This is a genomic window from Spirochaetia bacterium, assembly GCA_022482625.1.
Lineage (GTDB): Bacteria > Spirochaetota > Spirochaetia > Sphaerochaetales > Sphaerochaetaceae > Pleomorphochaeta.
Genome location: JAKVOU010000001.1, coordinates 2436028 through 2449877 on the forward strand (window position 1 = coordinate 2436028; position 13850 = coordinate 2449877).

The following is a 13850-nucleotide window of genomic DNA, read 5'->3' on the forward strand; positions in this document are numbered from 1 at the left end:
ATATGGATCTGATTACCAATGGTGTATTGGGCGGAAAAATGCCGGTTATGGATGCACGCCTGAAGGTAACAGGTCAGTTACGGTATGTAGACGACCTGCGTCTGCAGGGAATGTTATATGCGGCAGTACTTTTCAGTCCGGTAGCCCATGCCAGGATTGTTTCGATAGATGCATCTGAAGCAGAACAACTTCCTGGGGTGCGGGCCGTGGTATGGTATAAGGATGCTCCTGAGGTACGTTACAACGGCAATGGAGAAGATTCTTCCATTTTGCCTTCGGAACGGGTATTTGATGATGTCGTACGCTATGTAGGGGACAAGGTAGCAGCAGTTGCTGCTGAGAGCCTTGATATTGCACGCAAGGCAGTGAGATTGATACATGTTGACTACCAACCGCTTCCTGCTTATTTTGATCCGATCAGAGCAGTCCAGCCCGATGCCTATCCCATCCATGGCACTTCAAACATCCTTGAAGAAGTAAAGCTTTCAGCTGGAAACCTGGATGAGGGGTTTGCACTGGCTGATCATATTTTCAAGGATGAGTATAAGGTCCCTGCTATCCATCATGCTGCCATGGAACCACATGGGTCTATTGCAAGCTATGATGCAGACGGGAAGCTGACAGTCTATACACCTTCCCAGGATGTGTTCGGGCAACGGATGAATTTGGCAAAGATATTTTGCATGCCGATGAGCAAGGTACGGGTACTTAGCCCTGGCATGGGAGGCGGGTTCGGAGGAAAGATAGATCTTGTTACGGAACCGATTACTTCTTTGCTAGCTATCAAGACCGGCTGTCCTGTAAAGCTTGTCTATACCAGAAGGGAGGATATCTCGTCTTCAACGACACGTCATGCAGAAACGATTTTCATAAAGACGGGAGTCAAGGACGACGGGACTATCACAGCCTGTGAATACACCGTCTATGCAGGTGCCGGGGCACAGTCCGGAGCTACGATGAGTGTCATGTGGGCTGCAGGCGGAAAGTTCTTCAAGATCTACGCGATTCCCAATCTTTCCTACCATGCTGTTCCTGTGTACACCAACTGTTCTGTGGCAGGGGCAATGAGAGGATTCGGATCTCCTCAGCTTTTCTATGCCTTGAACAGTCATCTCAATCATATTTCCATGGCACTTGGCATCGATATGTGCCATCTCCAGCTGCGTAACCTTCATAACCCGAATACCAAGGACCGGCATGGTGAGCCTATTGGAAATTTCAGAGCAAAAGATTGTGTGAGGCGGGGTATGGAACTGTTCGGTTGGGATGCTGCCAAGCATGAGGAAGAAGTTTCGAGAAAAGCCTGTGGACGATATCTAGTCGGGGTGGGTATGGCTGTTGCACCTCATGGAAGTAGCCTATACGGCATCATGCCGGATACCTGCGGCGTCATGTTGAAAATGAACGAAGACGGTTCCCTGACTATGTTTACCGGGGTCAGTGAAATGGGTAATGGATCAAATACCATACAGATGTTGCTTGTCTCGGAGGTGTTGGGTATTTCCAGCGAAAAAATCGCTTGCGTGAAGACAGATACTGAGACTACCCTGTTTGATGTAGGGGCATATGCCAGCCGGGGTACCTATGTCGGAGGCGGTGCCGCAGTACAGGCAGCGAAGGCGATGAAGAAAAAGATCCTTCGGGAAGCTTCCTTGCTGTTGTCTGCTGATCCGAAGCAGTTGGTCCCTTCCAAGAACTGTGTATGGGTCGCAGGTTCAGAGCGCCATGTTACAATGAAACAGGTGGCAGAGAAGGCACATGAAATGGAACGGGACCTTGTCGTGGCAGAAGTATTCGGAACCAAGGCTGCGCCTATTTCTGCAGGTGCACATTTCGTCAAGGTGCAGGTTGACCGTGAAACCGGAGAGGTCAAGGTACTGCAGTATGTTGCCGTACATGATGTCGGTAAGCCACTCAATACCATGAGCCTGGAAGGACAGGTCGCAGGCGGTATCCAGATGGGACTTGGCTATGCACTTTCTGAAGGTCTTGAATTGGATGGACATGGAAGGGTCAGGAATACAAGGTTGAGAGATTGCCACCTTTTTACGTCAACCCAGATGCCTAAGATTGTCATTGAGTTCCTTGACAGCTATGAGCCTACGGGGCCATTCGGTGCCAAGAGTGTCGGTGAATGCGCTACGGTACCGGCCGCAGGAGCTGTGGCGAATGCCGTCAGCAATGCTGTCGGTTATTGTTTCAACCAGCTGCCGATAAAAAAAGAATGTATCCTGGCACATTTGCAGAAAAAAGAAAGCTTATGAAAAATGCAGGAGCATTGACAGATCCATGATGGTCGGATTGAAATAGACTTTGATAAAACCCATACATTGGTCCAGGATATTGTAATAAGCTTCCTGCCATTCAAGCAAAGGGGTATCTTCCGGAAGGCCGAACAATGAGGTGACTTCTTTGCTGCAGGTGGCTTTTTGCCATGAAATGACATACTGGCTTTTCATGGTGCAGTGTTTCTTGAAGAAATCACCGATATTACGCTGGTATATTCCTGCCTTTGGATAGCTGACAAGATAAGCCTTGTCAATCCAGACTGTCGTATGGATGGCAAGGTGGTTATCAGCAAGGAACTCTTGGTCAAACATGATATAGGCAGTGTTCAGGGCATTTGGAATCCGCTGTTCCATTTCCTCATTTCCCATGGTATCTACCCATTTCGACCGTGTTGTCTTTACTGTATGTCCACTTTGTTCCAACAGCAACCTGAAGTTTGAGTTTACATCGAATCTCATAGGAAGGGCGGCGACAGTAGGATGTCCATAGTTACCTTTCCCATGCCATTGGGAAATAAGTCCTTCACGGTATAATTCAGCCAGTGCTTTTCTCACTGTGCCCCTGCTTATGCCGAGCTTTTTGGTCAATGTCGGTTCTGATTCAAGTTTATTGTTACCCGGAGCCAATGTCCTGATGGTTTTTTCAAGGTACTTTTTTGTCCGGACATGCAATGGTGCTGCTGTTTTCACATGTGAACTATATAATGAAATTGATCGGTAATCAACATTACCGATTCAATTTCATGAATTTCTCTTTCCAACGAGTTCCCTTTGCATAGCTTTGTACGGAACGCCTGATTCTGTCTATATGCAGCAAGGGGAGAGGCTGACGGCAAGATGGCAGCAAGGCAGATTTGCTATGGTCTGTAAATTACCTATCATGCTATGCCAGGAAGAAGAATCCTGAGGACATAGCTTGACATAATATGATTATATGTCATCGCCTTGCTGCTGACCGAAATTGAACTAGAGGGCTATTACTCTGCCGTCAATGCTTCCATGATGATACCATAGAATCCCTTGCAGGCCATGATCAATTGATCTATTTCAATGTATTCATCCCTGACATGAGCCAGACTTTCCAGGGAAGGGCCAAATCCTATCGTCGGGATCTTTGCTTCTCCGCAGAAGTGGCTGCCGTTGGTGCAGAAGGCAAAATGTGAGAGGGGTGCCTTGATACCTACTTTGTCCAAGCCTGTACGTACTTTTGTTACCAGAGGTGTGTCAGCCTTTGTTTCCCAGGCGGGAAAAAACCTTTTTGCGCTGATTGTTGCTCCGGTCCAGCAGATTCCGCTACCTTGTGAAAGATAGGTTTTTGCCTTTATGGTCGGATCTTTCTGCTTGACTGTTGCAATTGCTTCTTGTATCGGTTTGAGTATGCTTTCTTCGGTTTCTCCTACCAATGTACGTCTGTCAAAGGTTGCCTTGCAGGCCGCAGGAACTACCGAAGAACCTGGATATGGGCTTGAGATGATATCGGTCAGTTCCAGGATGCCTTTGCCGAGCAAGGGATGTTCAGGCGGAACGATATTTCTTATTGCCTCAATGATAGGCCACATTGCATAGACTGCATTGATACCTTTTTCAGGATTGGATGAATGGCAGGAAACACCCTCGGTTTCTACGATGATTTCTGCACGGCCTCGTTGCCCGATCTTGACTGTACCGGTCGTAGCTTCACCTACGATGACGATATCCGGTCTGACATTTTCCGTTACGGTCCTTGATGAAATGCCTTCAAAACATTCTTCATGGACCGTACCTGAGACATAGATTCTTCCTTTGAACTTGCGGTTTGTATCTGTCGCGAACATAGCAGCTGCAGAAAGCATGGCAGCGACGCTGCCTTTCATATCGGATGTACCTCGACCGAAAATCTTTCCGTTTTCAATCTCGGCTGCAAAAGGATCATGCTGCCATTTGTCTGCATCCAATACTTGTACCGTATCGATGTGCCCGTCAAGCAGGATCGTTTTGCCGGGGTACTTTCCGATAAAACACCCTACGATACTACCGTTCTTATCAATGCTGACTTCATCGAAACCATATTCCTTCATAGCGGATTCGATTCGCTGGGCTACCTGTTGTTCCTGTCCTGAATAGCTTGGTATACGAATAAGGTCCCTGCAAAGTTCCACAAGCTGTGTGTTCCTGTCTTCTGTTGTCTGTTTCAACATTATCCTTACCTCTTGCATATATGAAAATTGTTTCCTATACTTGGCATATATATCTTGTATATACAAGATTCGACTGCAATTGTACAGACTTTACAGGAAAAAACTATGGAAACACAGATGGCAACCGGTATGGAGACGACATTTCTTGGTATTCGGATGCAAAGTCCCTTCATCATAGGTTCAGGTCCTGCCAGCTATGATGCCGAAGCGATGATGACACTCCATGGAGAAGGAGCCGGTGCCGTGGTTACCAAGACCATGAGGTTTGCTCCTGCTCACAATCCTGTCCGGCATATTGCCAAGACTGGTACATCTGATTCCTTGATAAACTGTGAATTGTGGAGTGACCTGCCATATACCAGGCTGGTTGAGGAAGAAATACCCCGTGCCGTACAAGCCGGAGTCAATGTGATTGCCAGCATCGGGCATACACCTGCAGAAGCCAATCAATTGGTTCCTTTGGCAACAAAAGCCGGAGCCTGTGCGATTGAATTGGTTTCCTATGAGGAGGAAACCATGCTGGAAATGGTCAGACAAGCCAAGGATCTGACGGATTTGCCGATCATTGCAAAACTCAGCCCCAATTGGCCTGGATATCTGAAACTTATTCCTCCTCTGGAGGAGGCCGGGATAGCCGCCATTACAGCAATGGATTCCGTTGGGCCTGTACTCCGCATAGATATCCATACAGGCAGACCGTTGGTAGAAGGAAAGCAGGGCCGTGGATGGCTTTCGGGAGCAGCAATAAAACCGATCATCCTGAACCATGTGGCACTTCTGGCCCAGCAGACTGACCTTCCTATCATCGGGCTTGGCGGCGTATGTACGGCTGAAGATGCCGTTGAAATGAGCATGGCAGGAGCACAGGCCATAGGCATCTGCTCGGTTGTTCTCATCAAGGGGCATAGATATATTGCGCAGTTGATAAAAGAAACAAATGCTCTGGTACATTCCCTGGGATATGAAAATCTTCGTCAGACTTGCAATGTCTTCAATTTCAACCTGGCAAAGGAAGTCCCTTCCTATCATTTCAGCTTTGATGCTGTGGCATGTGTCGGTTGCAGACGTTGTGATGTCGTCTGTCCTTACCAGGCCCAGCAGACTGGCAGAAAACATAGCCTGGCGATAGACGAAAGCCGATGTAGGAACTGTGGCCTGTGTGCATCGGTCTGCCCAAAGGGTGCCCTGGCGTTTTCTCTCTGACATTGTCCGAAGCTATAAGGAGACCTTTTATGACACGGATAGTAACTGCATCGTATCTTGTTTTGCCAGGACCTGCCATCTTGCGGAATGGAGCGTTGGCATATGAAGGCCCGACCATTTGCTTTGTCGGGACTTTTGAAGCATGCCGGAGCCTTTATCCCAAGGCACAAGTCACGACGTACGACAACTGTGTGCTGGCCCCGGGATTCATCAATGCCCATATGCATCTTTATGGCATTATTTCCCATGGGCTTTCTTCTCCTGTAAAGATTACGGGATTCGAAAGCTTCCTTGAAGACTATTGGTGGCCTTTGATTGAGAACCGTATCGACAGTTCCATGATAGCTGCTGCAACTGAGGCTTCGGCCCTCCAACTGGTTGATAGCGGGGTTACTGCTGTCTGCGATGTATTGGAAGCACCCTTTGCTTTTGCACAAGGTCTTGAAACTGAGGCTGCTATACTTAAAAAACTTGGACTAAGGGCAGTCCTGAGCTTGGAGTCATCGGTAAGAGTATCACCCGACAATGGTCTTTCCTGCCTTTCTGCCAATGTTGCCTTCAGCAAGGCCCATAGGGATGATCCGTTCATTTCTTCTATGCTTTGCCTGCATACGGCATTTACCTGTCCGAAGGATTTCATATTGTCAGCCTGCAGGCTTGCACGGGAACATGAGCTTCCCATACAGTTCCATCTTAATGAAAGCCAGTATGAACCTGCCTGGTGTGAGCGGCATCATGGGGAAAGGACTGCCTTATGGTACAGGGACATAGGTCTGCTGGACCAACCGCTGCTTGCAGCCCAATGTGTGCAGCTTTCAGAAGAGGAGATTGATGCCTTGTCTTCACAAAGGGAACATCTTGCTGCGGTACATGTCCCATTGAGCAACTGTGAAGTAGGCGGAGGGATTGCCCCTGTCCCTGCGTTGCAGGCAAAGGGACTGACGGTGGGCTTGGGTACCGACGGATATATCAATAATTTCTTCGAAACGATGCGAGGTGCTTTCCTGCTTCACAAGGCGCATCTGCTCAATCCTCAGGCCATGCCGGCCCGTACCGTATGGAAGATGGCAACGGAAGATGGTGCAAAAGCCATATATGGCAGCAAGGCGACTTGTGGGGTCTTGGCAGAAGGCAAAGCTGCAGATTTCCAAGTTATTTCCTTGGAAGGTTTGCCTACCATGGTCACTGAAGAAAACATATTTGACCAACTGATTCTCTACAGGAATCCACAGGATGTCCTGGAAGTCTATGTCGGAGGCCAAGCTGTCAAGAAAGCAGGGAAAACTGTCCATGGCGATTGGCAGACTGCTGCACAGAACTGCTGGAAGGCGTCAGATAGGCTTGCTGCCGGAAAAACAGAGAATCATTGAGCTGTTCTCTTTTATATACCGTATAAAAAGATAATGATATCGTGTACTTCTGTGGCAAGGTCAGCATCTGGTTCAACCAGCTATGCTTTCTTGCCACAGAAGCCGATGAATCAATAAGTTCAACTTTCCTTCGTGTAGGCCACGCCAAGCTTTGCCGGTACATTGAAGGATTTCCTTGCAATGGTAAGCGCAATGGTCAGGATATATAGGGCAGTGCAATGAACAGCTCGTTGGGAAGGAACGTGTTCGGATTGGATTGCATCAGGATGGCCAATGCCTCTGTCAAGCCGAATACGAGCGTTCCGATCATGGCACCGACTGGATTCCAGTTACCTAGGAAACAAATTGCAAATGCAATCCAACCACGTCCTCCGATCATATTGGTGGTAAACATGCCAAGGTAACCTATCGAATAGAATGCACCTGCTATGCCACCCATCAGACCGGAGAGCGACACGACGCCATAACGGACTTTGCTGACGCTGATACCTGCCACATCTACGGCTTCAGGATTTTCTCCTGTGGAACGGATGATCAGACCTAGGGAAGTATTGTACAGGATGTAGTAGCCGACCGGCACCAGGAGATAAATGATATAGGTGAGGATGTTCTGCGTGAACAGTATGTCACCGATTACAGGAATTCTTGAAAGTACCGGGATGGCAATCTTTTCAAGCGGTTTTACTGTCAGTGGAGATGTCGGTACACCGAATACGACTCTTTGGAGGAAAGAGCACAGACCGGCTATGAGAATGTTGATTGCGGTCCCTGTTACGATCTGGTGTTGCTTCAAGGTGATGCAGATGAAAGCGTAGAGCAATGAAACCAATATGCCTGCAGCCATTGCGGCAAACAGTCCCAAGGCAAGGCTCCCACCCAGATAGGTCGTCGTGAAGCCTGCCCAGGCTCCCATGAGAAAAATACCTTCGATGGCAGTGACCATCATACCTGCATGTTCTGAAAAGACTTCGGAAAGTGCTCCGAAAAGCAGCGGAGTACTCATCATGAGCGCACGAGCCAGTAGATTGATCATACTTCGTTGACCTCCTTCAGATGTTTCTTGTCCCTGTTGACTTCCATTTTGTTACGGACAAAATAGGACATTATGACGAAAATCATTACAAAACCTTCCATCAGGTCGATGATGCTTGATGGAATACCGGACAATTGCCCCATGATTGAACCGCCTACCTGCAGTGCACCGAACAGAATGGATGCAAAGATGATGCCGATCGGGTTTGCATTGGCGAGAATGGCGATACCGATACCAAGGGATCCTATGGAAGGATTGAATCCCTGTAGCAGCATATGCTGGACGCCGTTGACTTCTGTTACACCAGCCAGGCCTGCTAGGCCGCCGCTGATGAAAAAGCTTATGACGATTATCTGCCGTGGCCTGATGCCGCTCATGGAAGATGCTTCGCTGTTCATGCCTACCGCCCGAATTCTAAAACCCAGGGAGGTCCGATAGAGCAACAGCCATATGCCTATGGCTATGAAAACTGCAAGCAGAAAACCGAGGTGCAGTCTTGTGTGAGGCACGATGCGTGGTAGCCAGACTGCCTTTGCCAGCGTATCTGTCTGTGGGTATTCGCCTTTTGTTTCCATCAGGGAAGTCCTCAGCAGGTAGTTCATGATTGCAAGCGCAATGTACGTGCTCATCATACTGGTGAGGAATTCATTTGCATTGAAACGGGCTTTTGCAAAACCGATCAGACCACCCCAGATACCGCTGAGCAGGAACGCAGCAATGATGACGAATGGTATGGCGATACCTGACGGCCATGCCAATGAAATGGCAACTGCCGTGATTGCTCCGATGTAGAACTGGCCTTGGGCTCCGATGTTGAACAGGTTTGCCTTGAACGTAAAGGCAAAGGCAAGGGCCGTGAAGATCAGGGGAGTTGCCTTGACAAATATCTCGCCGATGGTATAGGTATCACGGAACATCGAGGAAAACAGGATGCCGTAGGTGGAAATGGGATTTTTCCCGAGCAACAGCATCATGAAGCCGCTGATGATGAGTCCCAGCAGGATTGCCAGTACCGTAGTCAGGAAAAGGTCTCTTGTCTTAGGATTCATCAGTGTCTCCTTCAATGGAATAACCGGCCATCAGGAGGCCGATCTTTGTCGTATCCAGCTGTGAGGCTCTATAAATGCCTTGGAGCTGTCCTTTGTACAGCACTGCAATCCTGTCACAGAGCATGAATATTTCCGACAGTTCAGTCGATACGAGCATGATTGCCTTGCCTGCTTCCTTTTCATGGAGAATGGCTGCATGTACGTTGTGTATGGCGCCTAGGTCCAATCCCCTGGTCGGTTGGTCAAAGATGACGAAGCTGCCACAGTTATATACTTCACGGCCGACGATTACTTTCTGCTGGTTTCCACCAGAAAGCTCGTGTGCAATCGCAGAAGGACCGGGAGCCTTGACGTCAAAATCCTTGAGGATCTGCTGTGTCCTGTTGTTCAATGCTGTTCGCCGTATCCATCCGTGGCGTGACCACTGGTTTGAGTAGCTGGATTTGAGAAAGATGTTTTCTGACAGCGTCATATCCATGATCATACCATATCGTTGCCGGTCTGAAGGTACGTAGCCGATTCCCTTTTCAATCCTTTCACGTATCGAATTGTGTGTGATATCCTGGCCTTCCAGTCTGATGGTTCCTTTCGTAGGCTTTTCAGCTCCGCAGATTGCCATGCATAGTTCCTGCTGACCATTGCCGGAAACACCTGCGATACCGAAGATTTCTCCTTCATGGATGTCAAAGGAGACATCCTGAAGCTTTGGAAGCTCTCCTTCCTTTTCGATTGTCAGACTGTCGACGGAAAGGCATATCTTGTCCCGTATTTCACTTTCTGAAGTTACCGGCAATGTTTCCAGTTGGTGCCCGATCATCATCTGTGACAGTTTTTCTTCCGTCGTCTCTGTTTTGAGGACATCCCCGAAGACTTTGCCGTTTCTCATGACGATGATACGGTCTGCCACTGCCATGACTTCCTTGAGCTTATGGGTAATGAAGATAATGGCGTTTCCCTTTGCGACGAAGGTTCTGACGAATTCCATGAGGTTGTCGATTTCCTGAGGAGTAAGTACTGCTGTCGGTTCATCCATGATCAACAGGTTCGCGTCCAGATACAGTGCCTTGAGGATTTCAACTTTCTGTTGTTGCCCGACAGCCAAGTCACGTATCTTTGCCTTTGGATCGATTTCAAAACCGTAGGTAGTTGCCAGTTCTGCGATTTCCTTTTCCTTTTGTTTCCAGTCAATCTTGCCTGTTACGTTGCCTAGGATGATATTCTCGGTCACGGTATGTGCAGCTACCAAGGAAAAGTGCTGCTGTATCATGGAAATTCTATAATGCATGGCATCCCTGGGGGAGTCTATGCTGATTTCTTTGCCGTCTTTGTATAGCTTTCCTTCATCCATGCTGTATAGGCCATAAAGAATCTTCATGCAGGTACTTTTTCCTGCGCCGTTTTCGCCGAGCAGTGCCAATACTTCTCCTCTGTTGATGGAGAAAGAAACATCTTTGTTTGCTACTACTTTGGCAAAATATTTGGAGATTCCCCTTAATTCAAAAAATGGTGTTTCCATGGGACTCCTTTCCATGCAATGTTTGTTATTGAGATGACAATCTGGCCGGCAAAGCCGGCCAGACCGCTGGAAAATGGCTCAATGCTTTATTCTTTGAACATAGCCTTCAAGTCAACTTTTCCTGCTTTGAAATCGGCAATGCCGGCTTCTACATCCTTCTTGGTAGCATCTGTGATCTGATCGGTGTATACCGGATTGAAGATTCCTTCGTTGATACCGGCTTCATGGACTTTGCCACCTGTCAGTGTGCCATCATAGTACTGCTGGACAGCCCAGATGTACAATGTCTTGAAATCATAGACAACGGAAGCAACGACAGTACCGGGGGCTACATCATTCTGATTGCCGGAGAACCCGATGAACTTTACGCCTTTCTCCTTGGCTGCCTGGATGGAACCGAGGCCGACCTGGTTGGCATAGACGAACAGGGTATCAGCTCCTTTGTCTATCATGGTTTCAGCCATCTGTTTGCCCAGTGCTACGTCATCCCAGCTGTTTGCAAAGGCTCTGGTAGCTGAAGCGTCGGCAATACCTCTTGCCTTGGCTTTTTCTACGGCAACCTGTTCATAGACATCGAGCAGCTGTTTCATCAGCTTGTTGGGGAAACCGCCGATGGTTGCGAACTGTCCGTCCTTGGTAACGTCTCCGGCGATCAAAGCCGCAATATAGCTGGCTTCATACTCCTTTGGATAGACCGGAGCTACGTTTGCGCCGTCTGACTGCAAGCCGTTTACGACACAGAATGTGGTATCAGGATAATCCTTTGCAACTTTGTTGGCTGCTTCATCGAACTGTGTGCCTGCAGCCATGACCAGGTCATAGCCTCTTTCAGCATAGTTCCTGAAAGTCGATTCAAAGTCAGAAGCCTGGACATTTTCGATGTATTCCATGTGGGTGCCCAGTTGCTTGTTGCAGGCTTCAAGGCCCGCATAGTTGGTTGCATTCCAGCTCTGGTCATTGATGGGGCCAGGAAGGAGCAAGGCAATCTTCAAATCTCCGATAGCTTTTTTCCCTGTTGTTGCGGTAGTCGTAGTTTCCTGCGTCCCGTTGGCAAACAGACTGCCGATTGCAATGCATGCAACAGTCATGATGACAGCTAGTTTTTTCATTGTATTCCTCCAAAAAAAAAGACGTTTTTCCCTCTTGGAAAAACGCCATTGTTTTGAAAAACAGTATGTCCAAGTTTTATCTTTCCGTCAAGTATTCGCTTTCTTTATATCGATATTCACGTAATATTTGGTTTTTCCTTGACTTATCGTAAAATGAGATGGTAATCCTGTCAAATTAAATCTTCGGTTTTCTTGATATGATTTGCCAAGAAAACCAATTAAACCAGACCACTTTTTCTTTTTGATTTTAAACAAAATGATTGTTTGTCTTCATAGTTGAAAATTTTTTATGGTAATTCTGGAATCATTTTTATTGGTTCAGAAAGGATGAATTCTCTTTTTAATGTTGTCCAACATATTTCTGTTTTTGCATATTCTCCTAGAGATTTACCATTTGCATGGCTAAATAGAAAATCATAAACTTCTTTACCCCATATTTTTATTTGATCAATAAAACTATCGGATATTTGCTGATTATCCCAAACCATTTTTAAATTAAGTCTATCTTTATATTTTTCACTGATAATTGAAAGTAAAGCAATTCTTACTCCACTTGGGCTTTGGGGACAGATATTACCTTTTAAAAGATAAAAACTTTTTCGATATACTATATATTGTGCTAATCGGTCTTTCACATATTGAGGATCAATTTTTTTCGACTCATCATTTAAATAGTTTTTCATGGCAACAAGACATTTTTCGCCACCTAATGCAGCAAATTTAGGTTTCCCATCCCATGTTGCAATACACATGGACAAATCAGTTTTTTTCTGGATTCTTCGAGATGGTGGAATTATTTTTGATAGGATTCTACGGCGTTCATATGGAGATTTTGCAGTAAAATTTAAATATGTATTGAAACTACCTGCAGCTCTTTCATAGAACCATTTGCCATTACCATCTGGACAGGTAATAGTTTTAAGTACTTTTTCAAAATTAATATGAAACAATGCATGTGCCTCAAAGTCTGATTTCTTTATGGCATTCTGTAAATTGGAATATCTTGAGACATTTGATACGAAACTATTATCTTCTTCATCCCGTTCTTTTGAATTAAAAATAATAATTTTGGCGGCAACGCGGACTTCATTTAATTGGATTGCATCATTGTCTCTTTTTGAGAAATATATTGACGCTGTAGTTTGTCCTCCATTAACGATTTGGGCTGCATGTAATTGTAATAGAATGACACCCCTTTGATTGTTTTGTATTATTGCCTTATCTGCGACAATAACCAATCCGTTATTATATGCCATGAAACGTCTCGGCGTGGTTGTGAGAGTATCTTTAATGCCAGAATTAACCACTCTTTTTGTACTTAAAAATGATCGAACATTTGCTTCAAGTAACTGATCTCTGTATTTACTGTAGATTGAATAAATCACATTTCCTGGAATTGCAGTCAAAGCATAATCATATTCATCATCTTTTGAACGGGGAACATAAACACAAGGAAGTCCGGATCCTAATAGTTTTTCAAAATCAATAATAATAGAATCCTGAGGTTTTCCTTCAATTGATTGTTTATACCATAAATCTGAATCAAAAATATTTATTGAGATTTCAATATTTTCAGCTTTCTGTGTGGCAAAACTTTTAATTTTTGAAACACAGTTGGTAATTACTGTAATTCTAATATTTTTACATTCATTTCCATATTCTCTGAAAATCATGGCCAAGTCTGATTCTGACGTTCCTTTTGTTAACTGACTTACAAAATTGCTCGTATTGTCTAGACTACAGGCAATAAAATAATAAGCAGCCGTAACCTCTTTTTGAATTTCTTGATTTGTTAGTTGAATTATATTTCCAGTGCTATCACGATAAATGCAAGTAATAATATCTATTCCCTTGGAAATATCTTCATCATCATCTAATGCATATCCAAAAATTTTAATTTTTTTATTTCTATAATTACCTTCATAATAACAGTCTTTAAAATCTCCAACCAAAGCTCCATTTTCAGATAAGTAATTAGCAGCCATTTCGCAATATATAACTTGCTGGTAAGGGTATGGAGAAGAAGTAGAAATCATCATCTCATTACGACGTTGCGCTAGTTCTTCTCTTTGTTCTTTTAAGAAAGTTTCAAAATCAATAGCCAT

Annotated in this window: 9 protein-coding genes and 1 pseudogene; 3 read left to right on the forward strand and 7 right to left on the reverse strand. The window is 45.7% G+C overall.

All coding sequences use genetic code 11. The features are described 5' to 3' along the window. Positions 1 to 2: 2 nt before the first annotated feature. A complete protein-coding gene (locus tag LKE40_11105; protein ID MCH3917977.1) occupies positions 3 to 2264 on the forward strand; it encodes a molybdopterin-dependent oxidoreductase in 2262 nt (753 codons plus the stop codon). Here the strand turns inward: LKE40_11105 and LKE40_11110 are convergent. Beyond that, entirely contained in the window at positions 2259 to 2978 is a 720-nt protein-coding gene (locus LKE40_11110) for a GntR family transcriptional regulator (GenBank protein MCH3917978.1), read from the reverse strand. The genes LKE40_11105 and LKE40_11110 overlap by 6 nt on opposite strands. A 287-nt stretch (positions 2979 to 3265) precedes the next feature. Next, positions 3266 to 4465: a YgeY family selenium metabolism-linked hydrolase gene (locus LKE40_11115; GenBank protein ID MCH3917979.1), complete on the reverse strand. Its 1200-nt coding sequence runs from the start codon at positions 4463 to 4465 to the stop codon at positions 3266 to 3268. Positions 4466 to 4570: 105 nt separating this feature from the next. Here LKE40_11115 and LKE40_11120 point away from each other — a divergent pair, with 105 nt between their 5' ends. Then, on the forward strand, positions 4571 to 5668 hold the full coding sequence (locus LKE40_11120) for a 4Fe-4S binding protein (GenBank protein MCH3917980.1): 1098 nt from the start codon (positions 4571 to 4573) through the stop codon (positions 5666 to 5668). A 29-nt stretch (positions 5669 to 5697) separates the two neighbouring features. Beyond that, on the forward strand, positions 5698 to 7038 hold the full coding sequence (locus LKE40_11125) for an amidohydrolase family protein (GenBank protein ID MCH3917981.1): 1341 nt from the start codon (positions 5698 to 5700) through the stop codon (positions 7036 to 7038). A gap of 119 nt (positions 7039 to 7157) precedes the next feature. On the opposite strand, the pseudogene LKE40_11130 reads toward LKE40_11125, so the two are convergent. From LKE40_11130 to LKE40_11150, 5 genes and pseudogenes are all read right to left on the reverse strand, one after another. Beyond that, positions 7158 to 8071, reverse strand: a pseudogene (locus LKE40_11130) (ABC transporter permease). Further along, entirely contained in the window at positions 8068 to 9120 is a 1053-nt protein-coding gene (locus LKE40_11135) for an ABC transporter permease (protein MCH3917982.1), read from the reverse strand. The pseudogene LKE40_11130 and the gene LKE40_11135 overlap by 4 nt, the downstream one beginning before the upstream one ends. Beyond that, positions 9110 to 10636: an ABC transporter ATP-binding protein gene (locus LKE40_11140; protein MCH3917983.1), complete on the reverse strand. Its 1527-nt coding sequence runs from the start codon at positions 10634 to 10636 to the stop codon at positions 9110 to 9112. The genes LKE40_11135 and LKE40_11140 overlap by 11 nt, the downstream gene beginning before the upstream one ends. A gap of 86 nt (positions 10637 to 10722) precedes the next feature. Next, positions 10723 to 11745 (reverse strand): BMP family protein, encoded by a 1023-nt coding sequence (locus tag LKE40_11145; GenBank protein ID MCH3917984.1) that lies wholly within the window; start codon positions 11743 to 11745, stop codon positions 10723 to 10725. A gap of 287 nt (positions 11746 to 12032) precedes the next feature. Next, positions 12033 to 13850, reverse strand: coding sequence for an AIPR family protein (locus tag LKE40_11150; protein ID MCH3917985.1), 1818 nt, complete (start codon positions 13848 to 13850; stop codon positions 12033 to 12035).